Origin of the sequence: Sheuella amnicola (assembly GCF_010499255.1) — a bacterium.
GTDB lineage: Bacteria > Pseudomonadota > Gammaproteobacteria > Burkholderiales > Burkholderiaceae_B > Zwartia > Zwartia amnicola.
Map to the genome: position 1 here is coordinate 42237 of NZ_JAAGRN010000005.1, position 19373 is coordinate 61609.

Consider the following 19373-nt stretch of genomic DNA (forward strand, 5'->3'; position numbering starts at 1 on the left):
CATTAGGCCTTTTCGGCAAATCCGTCCGCTACGATCACCTCGACCAAAGTGGGTTTGCCGCTTGCGATGGCGGCTTGCAACACTCGGCTCAAGTCGGAAGGATCCGTCACACAATGCGCATCCATGCCCAACCCTTTGGCGACACCGACGAAATCGATCGCGGGATCGTTCATATCCATCGCAACGAACGCATCGGTTCCGCGCATCGCCAATAAACGCTCTTTGATGATGCGATAGCTTCGATTATTGATGATCACATAGGTGATCGGCAATTTAAGATGCGCCGCCGTCCACAAAGCCTGTATGCCATACATGGAACTACCGTCCCCGATCGTAGCCACGACAGGTCTATCGGGTTGCGCGAGGCTCACGCCCACAGCGCCGGGCATACCAAACCCCAAACCACCGCTTGACAGGCCATAGTAGGCATTGGGATCTTGTGCGGGCAACATGCCGGCGATTGCGGGGGCTGCTGTCAAGGTTTCATCGACGACAATCGCGTTTGCAGGCAACACATCCACCAGCTGCTTTACGAGATAGCGTTGATCAATCGGCTGAGCTGCAGCTGCCGCCTGAACATCGGCGCGTAATTTCGCGCAGTTTGCCGACCAGTTACGCGTGCTCAAATCCTGAATGCGCTTGGTCGCCTGATCCTGGTATTGCCCATTACGAGCAGCACGCAATATAGGCAATAAGGCTCGCAACGTTTCTTTGACATCGGCTCGCACGGCATATTCAGTCGAATAGTTCTTGCCAAGCTCCCACTCTCGCTCCGAAATATGCATCACGGACATGCCGGGAGGCAGGGGCTCGACATCGCTCTTGGGTGACATGCGCAACAAGTCGGCTCCCAGACACAGCATGAAATCATACTGTTCAAGCGTCTGGCGGATTTTTTTCTGATTGCGCGTCAAATCACCCATACATGTGGGATGTGTCACGGGATAGCGCGCATTGTAAGGAACAGACTCCTGATAAACCGCTGCACCCAGCAATTCAGCCAATTCGGTCGCCTCTGCAAAGGCATCCGCATTTGCAATTTCACGACCGGCGATCATGACAGGATGCTTCGCTTGCAATAAACGGTTGGCCAAAATCTTCAACGTTTCATCGCTCGGACGAGTCGCGGCATCGATACGGGTCGGAAAACCGAAATCGATTTCAGCTTCTTCGTCCAGAACAGATCCAGGCAGGCTGATGAAAACAGGCCCCATAGGAGGCGTCATCGCGATTTTTGCGGCGCGACGCACAACACGCGGCAAGTCTTCAATGCGCGTGACCTCGAATGACCATTTCACCAAGGGTTTGGCAATTGTCACGAGATCATCGTACAGAAGCGGCTCTTGCAATCCATAACCAACTTCATACTGACCCGCCGTGATCAACAAGGGGGATCCCGAAAACTTGGCGCTATAAATCGCACCCATGGCGTGACCCAATCCCGGTGCGCAATGTAGATTCACGGCCGCCATTTTGTTGGAGGCACGAGCGTAACCGTCAGCCATACCGACAACGATAGACTCTTGCAGCCCTAAAACGTATTTCAGCTCAGGAAATTGCGGCACCACTTCCATGATTGCCAGTTCAGTCGTACCTGGATTGCCAAACAGATGAGTAATGCCTTCATCGAGCAATAGCTTGATGAATGCCTCGCGACCCGTCATTTTTTGAATTGCCATTTTTGCCCCTGTTTTATTGATTTTGTTTATAAATTTGATGCTTTGCCAAAATACCGACTATATGCCTGCCAGTCGTCGGACTTCGGCAGCATCCACGCCCAGCTTTTGCGCTGCGGTCAACATATCCTGCCAGGTATTCTCGTCTACCGGCACACCGTTGGCCAATCGCTCTGCGCGATACTCCCGCTCAGGTTCGCCCGCCACCCGGACGTGATCAATGCCAGGCGCAGGGGGTGAAGCTTTCACCCAGTCGATGAAGGCGTTCATCTCGCCACCAAACAAGCTCATATCGGACAATTTGGCCGGATCAATGATGATAGTCAACATGCCATTAAGAATGCGCTTCTTGCCATCGGCAGGCGTCGAGGTCGTCAGGCCACCAGCCAGCGCACCGCCCAACAATTCGCAAACTAAAGCCAGGCCAAATCCTTTGTGTCCACCAAATGTGCACAAAGCACCATAGGGTGGTTTAACCCCGTAAATCGGATCGGTTGTCGGGTGTCCTTTGTCATCGATCAGCATGCCAGGCGGCAACTGCTCGCGCTTGTTATGCGCCACGCGTGTTTTGCCTTGTGCGATCACACTGGTCGCAAAATCAAGCAATATCGGCTCTTTGCCTGCAACCGGAATACCAACCGAAAATGGGTTGGTGCCAAACCGGGCATCACCACCACCAAAAGGCGCAACGATCGGCCGCGAATAGGCATTGACGAAATGGATCGAAATCAGGTTTTGCGCCACAGCCATTTCCGCCCATGCACCAATACGGCATAAATGATGCGAATTACCCAGCGCCATCACGCAGCTGCCATGTTCTTTTGCTCTGGATATGCCTAACTCCATCGCCTCATGGCCGATCACCTGACCAAAACCAGCCTGGCCATCCAGACTGAGCATGGCTCCACTATCCATCTTGGTCGCAATGTGGGCGTTTGCCTTAAGCCCCCCTTCTAGAAAGGCTTCCGCATAACGGGGTAGCATGCCCACACCATGCGAATCATGCCCGGTCAGGTTAGCCTGCACCAGATTCTCGGTCACAAGTTCGATTTCTCTTTCCTGACTACCAAATCCACTAACAAGATAACGAACCGCTGCGCGCAAGCGGTCAGCATTAATGCGATACATCTGAGCCATGCATGTCTCCGAATTTATTGTTTCAATTTTGACATAGTCACAGCCAGTGAGTTTACTTTGAGATTGTGGTACTTTGAGGTTGTTTACTTTTAATGTTTCAACCTAAATGAAAAGTCTTTTCCGATCACTCAAACTATTCGTTTTCTCCTCCACCACAGCTTTGCTGACAATGAATAGCCATGCCCAGTCCACTCCCCCTGCATTGAAAAGCGGGGAGCAGGTGTATCAAAGTGTCTGCCTGCAGTGTCACGCTCAGGGTCAGGACAATGCGCCTAAATTCGGGGACAAGGAAGCCTGGGCACCATTGATTGAAGAAGGTCAGGCGGTTCTGACCGGTCACGCATGGGTTGGAGTGAGAAAAATGCCCCCAAAAGGCGGCAAGCCGGATTTGTCGCAAGAAGAATTTGCTCGAGCCGTTGCATACATGGCTCGAGCTGCCGGTGGCTCATGGCAGGACCCCGACCCCGCCATGATGATGAAAATTCGCGAAGAAGAGCAAGCCCGCCTGAAAGAACTCAATCGGGGCAAACAGTAATCATCAGGCATTCAATGCCGTTGTCACCGCTTGAGTTAAGTCAGCTAGCGAATGCTGTTCAAGATGCTGGATAACGTCTAGCAATTTCTGGACGGCATCCGGATTCAGATCGGTGACGTTTTGCTTGAATTTGCGGATGAAGTCCTCATCAGATGCGGGATTTTCCGGCTCGCCATTAGGTAGTGGCACGTCGATTGTCAAAATCTCGCCCTTGCGAGTCCGGATTTTCAACCCCGCTCCGCGTTCGCGAGGATAGGCTTTTTCCCAACGCTCGCTCGTGCCCGATGTGACTCGAGCGGCAAGCGAGCGAATCTCTTCGTTCATCACCGTAGCCTGGGTATAGCGAGACTCTCCGGCATCGCCAAAGTAGGCAGCCATCGCGCTTGAAAATGCCAGGCTGAATTTCGCACCTTCGGGCGTATCAGGTAAATCTTTTGATCCGCAAAAACTGACCGCAACAGGATACGTAGTGATATCGATCGAATCCAAATCCTGAAACTTCAACTGTCTATCACGCATCACAGACAGAAGGCCATCTATTGTCGGGTGAATGTGCCGGCACGCCGCATGAAACTTGATGTACTGACCTGAAATATAAAACTCGGTTCCAAGTCCATCGAACAAATGATCGACATTTACCTCATCAGCCATCGCCTTGAACAACCCTTTCTGGCCTTCAAGCGCAATGACTGGCCCTTTCGCGCCGCGCAGCGCAAACTCGGCCGACAGGACACCCGCCATCGCGGCTTTACCCGGATGCAAAGGCTTCACCATTGCGCCATCCGTCAAAATCTGAAGCAATCCCGCCGATTGCAAAGCCGACATGCCGATCGCATGCGCCATCTGTCGGTTATCCAGTCCCAGTATCACCGCGCAAGCCGCAGCGGCACCCAGCGAACCAATTGTTCCGGTGGTATGAAAACCACGTCCTAAATGTGATGGATTCATCGCCTTCGATATGCGATTGATGATTTCATAACCCATGACCATCGCAAGCAGGAATCGTTTACCGTCGAGATTTTTGGCCTCTCCCAATGCAAGAGCGGCAGGAATGACCGCAACACCCGCATGCACTCCGCCATAACGATAACCATCATCCATATCCAGGGCATGGCTGCTGATGCCATTGACCAGAGCCGCATGCAGCGCCGGAACTTTCTCACGGACACCGAATATCGTGGATTGCCTGACCCCTTCGAGACTCGATAAATAGTCGATCGCGATTTGGGGAAAGTCCATCCTGGTGCCGGGTAGCGCGACGCCTATCAAATCAATCGTCAGCATTTTCGCTTTATGCACGACCTCGGCGGGCAGGTCGTCGAATTTCACGCTACAAAAATAATCCGCAAATCGCTGAATAATGGATTCCATACTTGTCTCTTTATAAATTTGAATGGATTAAATCACGCCTTCGCTCTTGAGCTCGACAAGATCCTTTTCGTTCAGTCCGAGCCATTCGCCATAAACTTGTTGGTTATGCTGTCCGAGCTTCGGACTGGAAACCGTTTTGACTCGATCGGCACCATGAATGATGATCGGACTCGCCGCAAGCACGACACGTCCCAGCTCGTCGTCCTCGAACCACTCCAGTTGACCACGCGCATGCATATGCGGATCGTTCATCACCTCGGGCAAGCTGCGAACGGGAGCAGCTGGAAAACTATGCTTGCCGCTTAATGCGAAGAGCTCGTCCCTTGTGAGCGTTCGCGTCCAGTCTTCCACGAATCGATCTGTACGCTCTATTTCTGCAACTCTGGCTTTGTTAGTCGAAAATCGCTCGTCGTCAACGAGATCCTCGCGCCCCATCGCCGCCAGAATGTTTTGCCAATGACGCTCTGTCGCGCAAACGATCGCAATATGTCCGTCTTTTGCCTCGTAGACACTATATGGAGCTAGAGCCAAACCACCATGCCGGTTGCCCACGCGGGGAGGCACTGCGCCATCGTTTCTGTACAACAAGCCGATATTGGATGCTAGTGTCGGATAGGCGGTTTCTTGCATCGACACTTCAACAAGTCGACCTTTATTGGTGCGCGTTCTTTCGAACAATGCGGTCATGATGCCGGCATACAAATGCACGCCACTCAAAAAATCAACCAGCGAGGCGCCCGAACGCATGGGTGGACCATCCGCCATGCCTGTAACGCTCATAATGCCCGATGATGCCTGAATCGTCACATCCATCGCCAGATTATCCCGATCGGGCCCGGACAATCCGTAACCTGTGCCAGTGCCATAAACAAGCTTCGGATTAATCTGGTGCAACAGGTCCCATCCCAAGCCAAGCCGGTCCATCACTCCTGGAGCAAAATTTTCAATCAACACATCCGCCTTGGCGATCAATTTCTTGAAAATCTCTTTACCGCGCGGAGATTTCAAATTGAGTGTGATTCCCTTCTTATTGACATTAAGCATTGCCATCGGCAACGAAGCGCCACCATTCACCTTTGCGCGAATGCGGGTAGGCTCGCCCAAAATCGGTTCGATCTTAATGACATCCGCACCGGCTTTTGCCATCAGGAATGTGGCGTAAGGGCCTTGGTAAATCTGGGTGAGATCAATGACTTTTAAACCTGCAAGCGGCATGTTTTCGGTCGTGGAATCAGTTGTAATCGACATTGCTTGCTCCATGATCACCGCTTACCGAATGCCTTTGAGAATTTTTTTCGCCAAAGACATCCGATGCACTTCAGTGGGACCTTCGTAGACACGCATGACGCGAACGCGCTGAGCCATCAAGTGCAAGGGCAACTCCTTGGTCACGCCCATCGCACCGAATGTCTGCATGGCGTGATCTATGATTTCACTCGCCATTTCGGTTGCGTACACTTTTATCATCGATGCTTCGGTGCGAATATCCATCCCCGCATCCTGTTTTCTTGCGGCATCCAGCACCATCAGCCGACAAGCATGCATCTTGATCGCCGCATCCGCAATCCACCACTGGATAGCCTGACGATCGGACAACAACATGCCGAACGTTTTTCGTTGCTTGGCATGGGAGCCCATCATTTCAAGCGCGCGACGGCACATGCCCAAACACCATGCGCCGATCTGCAGGCGACGCACATTTAACCGCAATTGCATGGGTGCAAAACCCTCGCCTACTTTACCCAAAAGATTGGCGGCGGGAATTCGACAATCTTCAAAAGCGATCTCATAGGTACGATGTCCGGCTAGCATGGGGATCTCACGCAAGACATTGAAACCGGGCGTGCCGCGATCAACCAGAAACGCCGAGATGCCTTCATGCCCTTTGCCGCCACCGACACGCGCCATCACAACAGTGAAATCAGCCGAAGACATCCGGCTCACCCAGATTTTTCTTCCGTTGATCACCCATTCGTCACCGTCCAATTCGGCCCGTGTGATCATGCCTGAGGGATCTCCACCCGCATTCGGTTCGGAGATGGCGATCGCCGACTTGGCCGTCCCGGCTGCATAAGGCTCGAGGTATTTTTTTCTCTGCTCTTCGGTGACAGTTGCCATCAACATATGCAAGTTGGGCGAATCAGGTGGAAACGTGAAGGGAGTCACCGTACGACCGATTTCTTCGTTCAAGGCCATGAGTGTCACATTTGACAGTCCTGCGCCTCCCATTTCCTCCGGAGCATCCAGCGCCCATAAGCCAAGTTCTTTGCACTTGGCATTGAGCATCGCTTCTTCATCCTTGGTCAATGCGAGGTGTTGTCCTTTGATCTCTCGGTCAAGCACTGCCTGCTCAAGTGGCATCAACTCCTGATCCACAAACTTGGCAACCAAGTCCACCACCATGCGCGACTCTTCGTCCATTCCATCCAATGTATTCTGCAAATCCATGATATGTCCGCCTTACTAATTTCAAAAATGAAAATTCCGTACATGCCAACGATGCAATCGATTCGTTCGATGCATTCGATCCGTTCTGTTAGCGATTCTTAAATACCGCAGGTCGCTTATCGCGAAAGGCTGTGACCGCCTCTTTGTGGTCTTCGGTCGAATACATTGCAGCCATATGCGATGAGGCCATCTCTAAATGCGCGCGCAAGTCCATCGAAGCGCTCGCGCGTGCGGTGCGCTTCATCATGCGAACAGCCAGCTGTGGTTGCGCACTGATTTGACCTGCCATCTCATAGGCGCTTGGCATCAATTGATCATCATCAACGACTTTATTCACGATACCGAGTCGCTCGGCTTCATCGGACTCGACGAACCGAGCTGTCCAGAACAACTCAAGCGCCTTAGGCATTCCGACAAGCCTGGGCAAATACCAGGTGCCGCCATCGCCCGCAAATAGACCGACCTTGACGTACGTTTCGGCAAATCGCGCGCTGCGTGCCGCGATTCGAATATCGCCCATCAACGCCATATCCATTCCGGCCCCGGTAGCCACACCATTGACGGCCACAATGACAGGCTTATCCATTTTTTCGAGCGTTAATGGAATACGGTGAACATAATCCGCCAGAAACATTTTCCGACTGTAGGCGCTATCTTCTGATCGGTTCTTCATGTTGCCGACATCACCGCCCGAACAAAATCCTTTGCCCGTACCAGTCAAGACGATGACATTGACATCTTCACGAGCCTGGGATTCTTCAAGCGCGCTGGCCCATGCAGTCAGCATTTCGGCGGTAAACGCATTGTACTTATCGGGACGATTGAGCCGAATGGTCGCGATTTTGTCATGCACGTCAAATACGAGCTGGTCAGTCATCATTTCTCCGTTTTTTGTTTTTCGTTTGATTTTGCGATTAATATCGCTTTCATGTTTAAAATAGAATTGATGTCTATTCTAGCGAATTTATGAAAAGAGTGTCGAATGGCTCCTGAAAAAGAACCCGGCGTCGCAGCCGTCAATCGTGCCCTGTCTATCCTGATGGCATTCGAAGACAGCGTCGAAGGACTCACTTTGGCGGAATTGGCGACGGCCACAGGTCTTTATCACAGTACGATTCTGCGCATATGCGAGTCGCTTGAGAATTACGGCTTCCTGAACCGACTGGAGGATGGACGGTTCATGCTCGGGTCGACGCCATTCTATTTAGGGATGCTCTACCAAGATTCATTCAGAATCTGGGACTACGCTGCACCCGTGCTGCGAGAGCTCGTGCGAACCACGAAAGAAACGGCGGCGATATATATCCGCGACGGAAACGATCGTGTATGTCTACATCGCATGTCACAACCACGATCCGTTCGCATGTCCGTTCGCGAAGGCGAGCGAATCGAGCTGGACAAGGGCGCGGCAGGTAAAGTGTTGCTTGCTTTTTCCGGCGAAAAAGGTAAAAAGTTCGACATCATCCGGGAGTCGCACTACGCGGTATCACTATCCGAGCGGCTTTCCGAAACAGCGGCTATAGCCTGCCCCGTCTTCGGTGTGCGACAACAATTAATTTGCAGTATTTCGCTTGGTTTACCCCTATTCAGATTCAATCGGGAGGTATTCGAAGAGTTCTTACCACTCGTTATGCAAGCAGCAAAGGGAATGACAAAAAAACTTGGTGGTGACCCGACGGGGTTTGAACCGCCATACAAACATCTGGAAAAAGTCGTATTTCCGGACTAACCACGCTGACACCTCATCAAATCAACATGAACCATAACTACATCGACAACACGAAATTACCGCCCCCACCCGCTACGCAACCGGCATTCAAAGCTCCACCCGGTTCATGCGACTGTCACTGCCATGTCTTCGGTCCTTACGATCAGTTTCCATTGGCGCCCGATCGAACATACGGGCCTCCGCAGGCACCCGTGGGCACGTATCTTGCCATGCTCGATACCATCGGCATGGATCGAGGCGTACTGGTTCAGGCCTCTGCACACGGTATGGACAACAGTGCGATGCTCAATGCGATTGCGCAGCACCCGGATAGATTGCGCGGTGTCGCAGTGGTCAAGGGATCCATCACCAAACCGGAGTTAATCGATTTATATAAAAAAGGGATCAGGGGGCTGAGGTTTTCCAGACTACTAAACCCGGATGGGACACCACGATACAAAAATACTGTGGACGTTTCCGAAATGACTGGTTTGCTACCCACGTTGCGCGAACTTGGCATGCATGTTCAGCTCTGGATTGGCTTGGAGCAGTTACCTGAACTTGAACCCATGATCCGCACGGCCGGCATCCCCCTTGTCGTCGATCATATCGCAAGGCTTGAGGCGACGGTTGGCGTAGAAAACAAACACTTCCAGCAATTATGCCAACTGGTGAAAGAGGGATATCTCTGGGTCAAACTGACACCTTATCGATGCTCGACGCTTTACCCCGATTATCCCGACGTCAAGCCGTTTCACGACAAGTTGGTCGAGGCAAATCCGGATCGTTTGCTCTGGGGGAGTGACTGGCCTCATATCAACATGAGCCGTGACATTCCCGATCCGGGTTATCTGCTCGACTTGCTGGCAAAGTGGACTAAAGACCAGGACATCATTGAAAAGATTCTAGTTAAGAATCCGGCTCAACTTTACGGCTTTTAAAAAATCAGTATCAAATACGGAGTAGACATGCAAGCGGGAAAATTCTTAAAACATATCGGTCTCGGCTTGGTGGCATCCTGCTGCCTGCTGTCCGGATTGACGCAGGCACAACCTCAAGGTCTTCCGTCCGTCATCAAAATGATCGTGCCCTTCACGCCCGGCGCGAGCAACGATGTATTCGCACGCGCGCTCAGCGAGCAGCTTTCCGCAAAGCTTGGCGTGACCATGATTGTGGAAAACAAACCCGGAGCCGGCGGAATCATCGGATCGGCCGAAGTGGCGAGAGCCAAGCCGAATGGCGCAACGTTGCTATTCAGTTCAAACTCCTTTGTGACTCGTGCAGCAGTAGAAGAAAAGCTTCCTTTCTACCCCAGAAAATCATTTACGCCGATCGCGGTCGTTGCGCAAGGAGCAATGCTGCTTGTGGTCGGCAACGACACGCCTTTCAAAAACGTCAAAGAATTGATTGCAGCCGGTAAAAAGCAGCAGATCAACTATGGATCCGCGGGTATTGGATCGATCGGACAAATGGGTGCGGAGCTATTCAATTCGATGGCCAACGTAAACATGAATCACATTCCATACAAAGGCATTACCGGTGTTCTTACCGACATGATCGGCGGCAGGGTTGAAGCAATGATCACGGCTCCGGCATCGATTGGTGGTGCATTGAAAGGCAAACAGATTCGACCGTTGGCAGTCACATCCGCAGAGCCCTCGCCATTCTTCCCGGATTTACCCACTATTGCCCAGGACTTGCCGGGCTATCAAGTCGACGTCTGGTTCGGAGTCTACGGGCCGGCGGACATGCCGATTGCGATGGCGCAAGAGCTAAACCGTGCCATTCGCGAGGTTTCAGCCACACCCAAAATGCGTGAGCTATTCGCGAAGGAAGCCGTATCTCCCTCAAACATGGATGTGAAAGAGTTCGCATCTTACCTTGATCGCGAATTGAATCAGTGGCAAGCATTGGCTAAATCGCGCGGAATAAAGAGTAGCGAATAGGCATTCAAAACATACCCAAGAAAACTAAACCATCAAAACGGAGACAAGCATGAACAAACTTAAAAAAGCCCTTTTCAGTCTCATACTCAGTCCATTTGCGTTGATACCCTGGGGCGCACAAGCGCAGGCCGACTATCCAAACAAACCCATCACGATCGTCGTCCCGTTCGCCCCCGGCGGTAACCTGGATGTCAGCGCCAGAATTGTGACGCCTGAAATGTCTAAGATTCTTGGACAATCGATCATTATCGAAAACAAGGCAGGCGCAGGTGGTGCAATTGGTCACCAAGCCATTGCCCGAGCCAATCCTGATGGATATACGCTTGTGACGACCGCCAACGGTAGCTTTACCGTCACGCCCCGACTTCAACCGGGTAAGCGCCCATTCGAACCAGGCGAATTCACACCCGTTGGGATGATCGGAATCACTCCTTGCGTGATTGAAGTATTAGCAACAAGTAAATTTAAGAACCTTGACGACTTCATCAAGTATGCAAAAGCGAATCCCGGAAAAGTAACGGTTGGCCACTCCGGAAACGGTACAACTAATCACGTTGCGATTCTGCTGTTCGAAGAAGCTGCCGGCATCAAGTTGAATGTGATCCCATATAAGGGATCTGCTCCCGCGCTTTCGGATTTATTGGGCGGCCAGATCGACGCAGTGGTGGATCAACTGCCAAGCTCGTTAAATCACTTACGCGGCGGCAAACTAAAAGCACTCGCAATGACGGTACCAAAACGCTCGGTCGATCTGCCTGATGTTCCGACGCTTGATGAATCCGGTTTCAAGGGTTTTGATGTGGCGACAGCATCGGGCTTTCTTGCTCCCGCAAACACACCCGCGCCTGTCATAGAAAAATTGAATGCCGCCTTGAATCAATCCCTTGCAAACAAGGATGTACAAAACCGGTTGCTAGGTTTAGGTTCCGAACCATCGCCGATGACCACTGCGCAATATCGCGACTTTCTGATGCGTGAGGATGCTAAAGCCGAGGCTCTGCTTCAACGCGGCACGTTAAAACCCGAATAATCAAATTCAGTCAAATAAAACCGAACAACCCACGATCTTACTGGTGATAAAAATGGAAGCGAAAGACGGTTATTTACAAATTCCTTCACTTAAAGGCAAAGTGTCCGATGCCGAATGGCAAGCCCGTGTGAACCTTGCCGCATGCTACAGACTGGTCGACATGTATGGCTTGTCCGACATGATTGCGAACCATATCTCCGCCCGTATCCCCGGAGAAGATGGCGTATTTCTGATCAATCCTTATGGCATGATGTATGAAGAAATCACGGCATCAAGCCTTTTGAAATCCGATTTCCAGGGAAACATCGTCGGTGGTCCTGATTTCGGCGATCTGGGGTATGGCGTGAATCGCGCCGGTGCAGTCATCCATAGCGCGATCCACGAAGCGCGACACGATGTAGGCTGCGTTCTTCACACCCACAGCTGGGCATCGATGGCTGTTTCTTCCCTGGAGTGCGGAATATTGCCTTTAACGCAAACCGCAATGCGATTCCTGAAAGTTGCTTATCACGACTATCAAGGCGTTGTATTGAATGATTCCGAGAAAGTATCATTGGTCAATGACCTCGGAATGAATAACGTGCTCATTTTGAGAAACCATGGTGCATTGACAACGGGATCGACGATTGCCGAAGCTTTCAACTGGATGCATCGTCTCGAATTATCTTGCTACGCGCAACTCGCCTCCATGGCGTGTAACAGCCCATTAAGCAAGGTACCCCAAAAAGTTCTTGAAGAAACCTGGAACAACTACCAACCAGGAACACGCCGGCCTTTTGGCGTCATGGAATGGCCGGCCCTGCTTCGCAAGCTGGATCGCACCGACCCTTCATACAAGAATTAGCCCGGCGTTAATTCAGGTCGATCTTCATTGTCTTGCTCAAGGCTGTCACGCGTCGGATCTCGCTTTCGATGTGGGCAGCAAATTCAGCAGGCGTACTGCCAACGATGATAGCGGCCTGATCATCGAATGTTTTACGTACATCCGGATCCTTCAGGATTTTTGCCACTTCACGATAAAGTTTTTCTATAACAGGCTTGGGTGTGCCTGCCGGAGCGAACAACCCATTCCAGGTCGCCAACTCGAGATTGTTTAGGCCGGCTTCATCCATGGTGGGGATCGCTGGCAGTTGTGGCAAACGCTGCACAGACGTCACCGCCAAGGGGCGCACTTTACCGGATTGAATATGCGGAATCGCAGTCAATGCCGTCATAAAGAATATGTCTACCTGGCCACCCAGCAAATCATTTAACGCTAAACCACCGCCCTTATACGGAACATGCAGCAATTGAACTTGCGCACGAGTCTGAAACAACTCTGCCGAAATATGAGGCACACTCGCACTTCCGGTCGAGGCGAAACTTAACTGTCCTGGCTTGCTTTTAGCCAGACGGATCAACTCATCGACAGTCTTGACCTGCAAGCTTGGCCCGACCACCAGAACCGCGGGGGATGTCATGATTTCGGTAATCGGTTCGAAACTTTTTTGAGCATCAAATTTGATATCTTTAAAAAACACGCTGCTTGATATCAATTGCGATGCCGCAACCATTAAGGTGTAACCATCCGGAGGGCTTGCGGCGACAATTTCCGAGGCCCGATTCGAGCTAGCACCGGGTTTATTATCGACAATGAAAGCTTGACCCATCGCAGATTGGAGTTTGGATGCAATCAAGCGTGCAGTCAGATCCGTCGGGCCACCAGCCTGATAACCCACCACGATTCGAACTGTCTTGTTAGGATAATTATTTGCCGAGTCTTGCGCCGAAGCACTATTGGCAACACAGACCAGGACGGCGGTCAGCCATGCGATTAATTTCATTTTCAGAGTTTATATGCCTGGCGGGCTATCAACTTCCATTCGCCGGCAAGATATCGCCAGACATAAACCACATCGATCTCTACATGAACGATCGTGCCCTTTGCTCCCGGATCTGTATCGGCCGACACATGATTCCTGACAACTGCAGTATCGCCCTGCATATGGATGGTCTGTTTGGAAATATCCAGCGTTTTGAATACCGACTTCTTTTGCACTAACGCATCGATAAATTGAGTCTTTGTCTCGAGTCGCCCATTCGAATGGCCGTAGGTCAATTCAGGAATGGTTAGCTTATCCAGCTGCTGGGCATTTGCCGCTTTGATCGCAGCATTCAGTGCTTCTTGCGCTTTGACTACGCCGGCTTCATTCTGCTGGGCATAAGCATTTGCACCCAATCCCAGCAAAAATACCAAACAACACAATCTGATCATGCGAATCATTGAAGTCTCCAGGCGATTATTGTTATTTAAGATGCTTTTCACAAGACTAATGCGAACTGGTCTTAGCGACTAATGGTAGTTCAAAACAACCCTTTGCACTACAACACATTGAGAGGTGTACGCATTCATTTCAGCTGTTGACTCATATCAAATTATTCTTTACCTCTTTACTGGATAATTATCGAAGTGAAGACTTAAATTCAGGCAAAGATGACCATCGGCAAAATCTTACAGTCCGAAAAAAACATTCAGGCTAGTCGTTCCATTCGGGTACCGTCGCTCCTGATCGGTGCATTCTTAGCTTTCGCCATACACAATCTTTCTCAAGCGCAATTCATCTACAGCACCGATTACTCGAATCAGCCCGCTCTTGCCACGATCAACGCCTTGCCAGCCTATCAGCAAGGCATAACCGGCTCAAAGATACTGATCGGCATCATCGACTCGGGCATCACCCCAAATCATGCTTCATTTAATGGGTCAATCATGTCGGGCATAGGTTGGCGAAGAACGGATAGCCAACTTGATGTCGATAATTGGACGCCCTACTACGTGTCGCGTTCCGCAAACAACCTGAACTTGTTGACCGACCTGAAAACGGACTACTCTGCAACCGAAGGTCACGGGACATTTGTTTCCAGCATCGCCGCCGGTCGACCCACTGGCACACGCGACATGATCGGCGTGGCGTACAACGCTAACATCGCCTTGGGAACCGTCTATTTTCACAAAGAAGTCAATGGCGTGATCACGCAGCAAGGACTGTCGGACGAACAGTTTGCCCAAGCAATCCGTTTCGTTGCCGATCAGCGCCCCAAAGTCATTAACAATAGCTGGGGAGAAAGTGCCTCATGGAACATATCGATGGAGGCAAGAGCTCAAAAAAATATCGCTGATGGACCAAACACGATCAATGCACTGAAGTATGCTCAAGATAAAGGTGCGGTGATTGTTTTTGCGGCCGGCAACGATAGTGTCGGCTGGCCCGGGCCACCTGCAACATTGCCCAGCGTTGATGAAAGTGTCCGTCAAAAAGGGGGTTGGATTGTGGTTGCGGCTACAACAGTCAGAGGCGTCAACCCAAGCACAAATCAAATCGAAATGGCGCAGACACGTCCTGACTTGACGGCTCCGGCCGATGATGGCGATTACTACACCAACTACTGCGGTGCGGCTAAGCTGTACTGCATTAGCGCCCCGGGTGGGCTAAATGGCGTTCCTGACGATATCGCCATCAAAGATAAAGGAATCAAGGGCGCAACTGCACCAACAACCGATGGATATAGTTTCGGCAATGGAACGTCATATGCCTCTCCGCTTGTGGCGGGCGCGGTAGCTTTGGTTTCCGAAGTGTTCCCGTGGATGACAAACAAGAATCTGGCCACAACAATTTTGACAACCGGCACCACTGCGGAAAATCCCAGCGAGATCTGGGGACGCGGACTACTCGATGTCGGTCGCGCGATCAAAGGTCCCGGAATTTTCGAAGAAACCTTCGATGCGAATGTCACGGCAGAATTCAGCTCGACGTTCGGCAACAACATTTCCGGCACAGCCGGACTGGATAAACGCGGCGCCGGCCGACTGATCATGAGCGGTGCAAGCACCTACACTGGCGCAACAGGCATTTACGCCGGAACGCTCCAGGTAACCGGATCCATCTCTTCATCAACCGTAACGGTTTTTCGCGAAGGAACATTAACCGGATCGGGCACGGTGGGGCCGACAACAGTAGCCGGAACAATCGCACCGGGCAATTCCCCCGGAACACTCACGATCGCGGGTAATTATCTGCAACAGGCCGGTGGGATTTATGAGTACGAAATCGATGGACAGGGCAAGACTGATTTGATCAGCGTGCAAGGCAACGCGACGATCGAATCAGGTTCCATACTGCGCATGATGAATCCACTTAGAATGCGACTCAACACCGGCTATTCGTTATTGACCGCAACAGACGGAATTGTTGGTCAAAATAATTTTTCGACTCCGAACTACATACTATTGAATCAAAACTTTTCGATTACAACAAACGGCTCAACTTCCGATCTGCAATATCTGCTGACCCGCAACGACAAGCCCATGAGGTCATTCGGCACGCTCAGCAATCAACACAATATGGCCGATGCACTGGATCAACTTCAATCAAGTCATCCGCTTTTTACGCAAGTGATGCTGACTACCGATCGCTACGATCTGCGTAATACGCTGAATCGATTAAATGGAGAAATTTATGCAAGTACACTTTCGACATTAATCAATCAAAGCAACCTGGTTCTGCAGCCGGTCACAAACAGATTGCAAAATGCGTTTCATCGCACGGGATTATCCGATGGGGCGCAAACCCTCCGGGAATACGGTCCGGACAAAGCGGTTTGGGGTCAGGCGCTTGGCGGCTGGGGCAAACTATCGGGCGGCACAGTCGCTCAGGGTGTGAATAGCGGCATGGGTGGTCTGCTCATCGGTTCGGATGTAGCCTTGACACCCAATAGTCGACTCGGATTATCCGGTGGCGTCACATCCACCCGCGTCAGCAATGACGATGCCTCCTCATATACAACCGGTTATCACCTGCTAGCCTACGGTGGAATCCAGGGAAATCGTTTCGGTCTGCGTGGTGGAGTTGGTCAGTCATGGTATACAACTAGCGCCAACAGAAATTTGCCATTTGAATATGACCGTGTGTCAGGCAACACCAATTCGAATTCCACTCAACTGTTTGTGGAAACAGATATCAGCTACAGCATCGGTGCGACAAACTTCAGACCCTTCATCGGTCTGACTCAACTCTGGATGCGATCGAATGCCTTTTCAGAAGCGCAGACTAATTTTGTCCGGCTCAATGCCAATGCATCGCAAAACAATGTGACATTCTCGACAGTTGGCCTACGCGCCGATCGGACTTTCGAAACCAAAACCAATCAGATCAGTATTAACGGCATGCTCGGGTGGCGCAATGCCTCGGGAGCCGTGTCTCCATCGACAACCATGCAGCTTGATTTTTCGAATCCATACAGCGTGGCAGGTGCCCCCATCGCCAAAAATGCGCTGGTACTCGAATTAAGCATCGGCGCCGAAGTCGCACAGAATACAACGGTGAATCTAAGCTACGGCGGTCAATTCGGATCAGGGGCACAAAGCAACACCCTACAAGCGGGCTTGGTTTATCGATTTTAGAAAAATCATCACACAATGAATGTGTAACAGGCAGGTCCATACGTATTGCACATGCCCTCATCCCTGCATATCATGCCGATATATCCCTAGATTGAAAAATGGTACGCATACTGCATGGAAACACGTGTCACAACCTATGAACTCAAGCACTGAAACTTCCGACATCCATGACAGTTGGATAACAGGCCAACACGGCCGTTTATTTGTACGCACCTGGACGCCATCAGGCTCTCTCAGTCTTGCGCCCATAGTGTTGATGCATGACTCGCTTGGCAGCGTGGAGCTTTGGCGGAATTTTCCCGCAATCCTATCGCAAGCCACCGGCAGAAAAGTCGTCGCCTATGATCGCCTCGGATTCGGTAAATCCGACCCACACCCCTCAAATGTAGGACGGGATTTTGTAGAAAGCGAAGCCAAAAACGATTTTGCCTCTGTTATCGGACACTTGGGCATCGAACGTTTTATTGTCTTTGGTCACAGCGTGGGTGGAGGAATGGCAGTTCATTGTGCTGCGCATTTTTCTCATGCTTGCGTTGCGCTCATCACTGAATCTGCTCAAGCGTTTGTCGAGGACAGAACGATTGCAGGTATTGAGCAAGCCAAGGAGCAATTCGAAGACGAGGCCCAGGTTAATCGCCTGGCTAAATACCATGACGATAAAGCTCGCTGGGTGCTGGATGCGTGGATAGGTTCATGGCTACATCCGGATTTTTCGGATTGGTCACTCAAAGCCGTATTGCCGCAAGTCAAATCGCCAGCACTAGTGATTCATGGCAGTAACGATGAATACGGCTCGACAAAGCACCCCGCAATGATTGCCGAACTGTCCGGAGCTGCAGCACAACTGGCCATTATGGAGGACACAAAACATGTCCCTCACAAAGAGAAAGAGGCTGAGGTCGTTGGACTGGTCAGAAACCTCCTGACCTCATTGCCTTGATTGATTTCCTAGTTAGACGTTAAACAGGAAATTCATGACATCCCCATCGTGCACGACATATTCCTTACCTTCGGCACGCATCTTGCCTGCCTCTTTGGCACCGGCTTCGCCTTTGTAGGTAATGAAATCCTGATAAGCGATGGTCTGAGCTCGAATAAATCCGCGTTCGAAATCGGTATGAATCACACCGGCAGCCTGTGGGCCGGTCGCACCGATCGGGATAGTCCATGCACGGACTTCCTTAACGCCGGCTGTGAAATAAGTCTGCAATCCGAGAAGCTTGAATGCGGCACGAATCAAGCGATTCAGGCCAGGCTCTTCCATGCCCATATCGGCAAGAAATTCTTTTTTATCTTCGTCCGGCAATTCGGCGATTTCGGATTCGATCGACGCGCAGATCGCTACAACAGGGGCATTGCGTGCGCTGGCATACTCGGTCAAACGATCAAGCAAGGGATTATCTTTAAATCCGTGGTCGCTGACGTTGCCGACATACATCGCGGGCTTGGCTGTAATAAAGCACAAAGGCTGAACCAGTGCCATATCCTCGGACGATAAATCCAGGGCGCGAATCGGCTTAGCTTCATTCAGTTGGGCGATGCACTTTTCAAGAACGGCTACAACCTTTTGCGCATCCTTGTCACCGGATCTTGCCGTCTTCTGATAGCGCAGCAAAGCCTTTTCGGCTGTCTGCAAATCTGCCAGAGCCAATTCGGTTTCGATCACTTCAATATCTGCAATCGGATCCACACGACCGGAGACATGCACGACATTGTCATCCTCAAAACAGCGCACCACATTCACGATCGCATTCGTCTCGCGAATATGCGATAAAAATTGGTTGCCCAGACCTTCACCTTTACTTGCGCCTGCAACCAATCCGGCGATATCGACGAATTCGACGGTGGCGTGAAGGATGCGTTCGGGCTTGACGATTTCTGCTAACGCATCGAGACGAGGGTCGGGCACTTCCACCACACCGACATTGGGTTCGATCGTGCAAAACGGATAATTTTCGGCAGCGATGCCGGCCTTGGTGAGCGCGTTGAAGAGGGTCGATTTGCCGACGTTGGGCAAACCAACGATGCCGCATTGCAGAGCCATGAGAATCCCGAAATACAAGTAAAGTGGAGTGCCGAACC

17 protein-coding genes are annotated in these 19373 nt (G+C 51.2%); 8 read left to right on the forward strand and 9 right to left on the reverse strand.

The genetic code is table 11. The features are described 5' to 3' along the window. Positions 1-2: 2 nt before the first annotated feature. Positions 3-1679 (reverse strand): thiamine pyrophosphate-binding protein, encoded by a 1677-nt coding sequence (locus tag G3I67_RS08485; RefSeq protein ID WP_163654273.1) that lies wholly within the window; start codon positions 1677-1679, stop codon positions 3-5. Positions 1680-1736: 57 nt separating this feature from the next. Further along, complete coding sequence (locus tag G3I67_RS08490) at positions 1737-2813, reverse strand: malate/lactate/ureidoglycolate dehydrogenase (RefSeq protein WP_163654276.1); 1077 nt, start codon at positions 2811-2813, stop codon at positions 1737-1739. A gap of 106 nt (positions 2814-2919) precedes the next feature. Here G3I67_RS08490 and G3I67_RS08495 point away from each other — a divergent pair, with 106 nt between their 5' ends. Then, positions 2920-3348, forward strand: a complete 429-nt coding sequence (locus G3I67_RS08495; RefSeq protein ID WP_163654280.1) for a c-type cytochrome — start codon at positions 2920-2922, stop codon at positions 3346-3348. 3 nt (positions 3349-3351) lie between these two features. Here G3I67_RS08495 and G3I67_RS08500 read toward each other — a convergent pair whose 3' ends face one another. The 4 genes from G3I67_RS08500 to G3I67_RS08515 form a co-directional block, all read right to left on the reverse strand. Next, positions 3352-4719: an MmgE/PrpD family protein gene (locus tag G3I67_RS08500; RefSeq protein WP_163654282.1), complete on the reverse strand. Its 1368-nt coding sequence runs from the start codon at positions 4717-4719 to the stop codon at positions 3352-3354. A 27-nt stretch (positions 4720-4746) separates the two neighbouring features. Further along, entirely contained in the window at positions 4747-5967 is a 1221-nt protein-coding gene (locus G3I67_RS08505) for a CaiB/BaiF CoA transferase family protein (RefSeq protein WP_163654285.1), read from the reverse strand. Between the two features lie 21 nt (positions 5968-5988). Then, positions 5989-7167, reverse strand: coding sequence for an acyl-CoA dehydrogenase family protein (locus G3I67_RS08510; RefSeq protein WP_235931815.1), 1179 nt, complete (start codon positions 7165-7167; stop codon positions 5989-5991). An 88-nt stretch (positions 7168-7255) separates the two neighbouring features. Then, positions 7256-8047: an enoyl-CoA hydratase/isomerase family protein gene (locus G3I67_RS08515; protein WP_163654288.1), complete on the reverse strand. Its 792-nt coding sequence runs from the start codon at positions 8045-8047 to the stop codon at positions 7256-7258. A 102-nt stretch (positions 8048-8149) separates the two neighbouring features. Between G3I67_RS08515 and G3I67_RS08520 the strand changes: the two genes are divergently transcribed. From G3I67_RS08520 to G3I67_RS08540, 5 genes are read left to right on the forward strand one after another with little or no spacing between them, the layout of a single operon-like run. After that, positions 8150-8896, forward strand: coding sequence for an IclR family transcriptional regulator (locus G3I67_RS08520; protein WP_163654291.1), 747 nt, complete (start codon positions 8150-8152; stop codon positions 8894-8896). A 26-nt stretch (positions 8897-8922) separates the two neighbouring features. Beyond that, positions 8923-9816: an amidohydrolase family protein gene (locus tag G3I67_RS08525; protein WP_163654294.1), complete on the forward strand. Its 894-nt coding sequence runs from the start codon at positions 8923-8925 to the stop codon at positions 9814-9816. Positions 9817-9843: 27 nt separating this feature from the next. Continuing rightward, positions 9844-10821, forward strand: a complete 978-nt coding sequence (locus tag G3I67_RS08530) for a Bug family tripartite tricarboxylate transporter substrate binding protein (RefSeq protein WP_163654297.1) — start codon at positions 9844-9846, stop codon at positions 10819-10821. 49 nt (positions 10822-10870) lie between these two features. After that, positions 10871-11851 (forward strand): Bug family tripartite tricarboxylate transporter substrate binding protein, encoded by a 981-nt coding sequence (locus tag G3I67_RS08535; RefSeq protein WP_163654300.1) that lies wholly within the window; start codon positions 10871-10873, stop codon positions 11849-11851. Between the two features lie 52 nt (positions 11852-11903). Further along, positions 11904-12695 (forward strand): class II aldolase/adducin family protein, encoded by a 792-nt coding sequence (locus tag G3I67_RS08540; protein WP_163654303.1) that lies wholly within the window; start codon positions 11904-11906, stop codon positions 12693-12695. 7 nt (positions 12696-12702) lie between these two features. Here G3I67_RS08540 and G3I67_RS08545 read toward each other — a convergent pair whose 3' ends face one another. After that, positions 12703-13674 (reverse strand): Bug family tripartite tricarboxylate transporter substrate binding protein, encoded by a 972-nt coding sequence (locus G3I67_RS08545; protein WP_163654306.1) that lies wholly within the window; start codon positions 13672-13674, stop codon positions 12703-12705. Positions 13675-13676: 2 nt separating this feature from the next. After that, the gene (locus tag G3I67_RS08550; RefSeq protein WP_163654309.1) at positions 13677-14114 is read right to left on the reverse strand and encodes a nuclear transport factor 2 family protein; all 438 of its coding nucleotides are present in this window, start codon (positions 14112-14114) and stop codon (positions 13677-13679) included. Positions 14115-14324: 210 nt separating this feature from the next. On the opposite strand from G3I67_RS08550, the gene G3I67_RS08555 reads away from it, so the two are divergent. Both G3I67_RS08555 and G3I67_RS08560 read left to right on the forward strand, forming a co-directional pair. After that, positions 14325-17291 carry a S8 family serine peptidase gene (locus G3I67_RS08555; RefSeq protein ID WP_163654312.1) on the forward strand — a complete coding sequence of 989 codons (2967 nt, stop codon included), beginning with the start codon at positions 14325-14327 and terminating at the stop codon, positions 17289-17291. Between the two features lie 136 nt (positions 17292-17427). Continuing rightward, positions 17428-18231 carry an alpha/beta fold hydrolase gene (locus tag G3I67_RS08560; protein ID WP_163654762.1) on the forward strand — a complete coding sequence of 268 codons (804 nt, stop codon included), beginning with the start codon at positions 17428-17430 and terminating at the stop codon, positions 18229-18231. Between the two features lie 12 nt (positions 18232-18243). On the opposite strand, the gene ychF is transcribed toward G3I67_RS08560, so the two are convergent. Continuing rightward, the gene (gene ychF, locus G3I67_RS08565; RefSeq protein ID WP_163654315.1) at positions 18244-19335 is read right to left on the reverse strand and encodes a redox-regulated ATPase YchF; all 1092 of its coding nucleotides are present in this window, start codon (positions 19333-19335) and stop codon (positions 18244-18246) included. Positions 19336-19373 lie beyond the last annotated feature (38 nt).

Coding starts and splice junctions, on each gene's coding strand:
- ychF (WP_163654315.1), bottom strand. CDS start 19,335: ATGGCTCTGCAATGCGGCATCGTTGGTTTGCCCAACGTCGGCAAATCG.
- G3I67_RS08555 (WP_163654312.1), top strand. CDS start 14,325: ATGACCATCGGCAAAATCTTACAGTCCGAAAAAAACATTCAGGCTAGT.
- G3I67_RS08520 (WP_163654291.1), top strand. CDS start 8,150: ATGGCTCCTGAAAAAGAACCCGGCGTCGCAGCCGTCAATCGTGCCCTG.
- G3I67_RS08545 (WP_163654306.1), bottom strand. CDS start 13,674: ATGAAATTAATCGCATGGCTGACCGCCGTCCTGGTCTGTGTTGCCAAT.
- G3I67_RS08525 (WP_163654294.1), top strand. CDS start 8,923: ATGAACCATAACTACATCGACAACACGAAATTACCGCCCCCACCCGCT.
- G3I67_RS08485 (WP_163654273.1), bottom strand. CDS start 1,679: ATGGCAATTCAAAAAATGACGGGTCGCGAGGCATTCATCAAGCTATTG.
- G3I67_RS08535 (WP_163654300.1), top strand. CDS start 10,871: ATGAACAAACTTAAAAAAGCCCTTTTCAGTCTCATACTCAGTCCATTT.
- G3I67_RS08550 (WP_163654309.1), bottom strand. CDS start 14,114: ATGATTCGCATGATCAGATTGTGTTGTTTGGTATTTTTGCTGGGATTG.
- G3I67_RS08490 (WP_163654276.1), bottom strand. CDS start 2,813: ATGGCTCAGATGTATCGCATTAATGCTGACCGCTTGCGCGCAGCGGTT.
- G3I67_RS08505 (WP_163654285.1), bottom strand. CDS start 5,967: ATGTCGATTACAACTGATTCCACGACCGAAAACATGCCGCTTGCAGGT.
- G3I67_RS08560 (WP_163654762.1), top strand. CDS start 17,428: ATGAACTCAAGCACTGAAACTTCCGACATCCATGACAGTTGGATAACA.
- G3I67_RS08530 (WP_163654297.1), top strand. CDS start 9,844: ATGCAAGCGGGAAAATTCTTAAAACATATCGGTCTCGGCTTGGTGGCA.
- G3I67_RS08540 (WP_163654303.1), top strand. CDS start 11,904: ATGGAAGCGAAAGACGGTTATTTACAAATTCCTTCACTTAAAGGCAAA.
- G3I67_RS08495 (WP_163654280.1), top strand. CDS start 2,920: ATGAAAAGTCTTTTCCGATCACTCAAACTATTCGTTTTCTCCTCCACC.
- G3I67_RS08515 (WP_163654288.1), bottom strand. CDS start 8,047: ATGATGACTGACCAGCTCGTATTTGACGTGCATGACAAAATCGCGACC.
- G3I67_RS08500 (WP_163654282.1), bottom strand. CDS start 4,719: ATGGAATCCATTATTCAGCGATTTGCGGATTATTTTTGTAGCGTGAAA.
- G3I67_RS08510 (WP_235931815.1), bottom strand. CDS start 7,167: ATGGATTTGCAGAATACATTGGATGGAATGGACGAAGAGTCGCGCATG.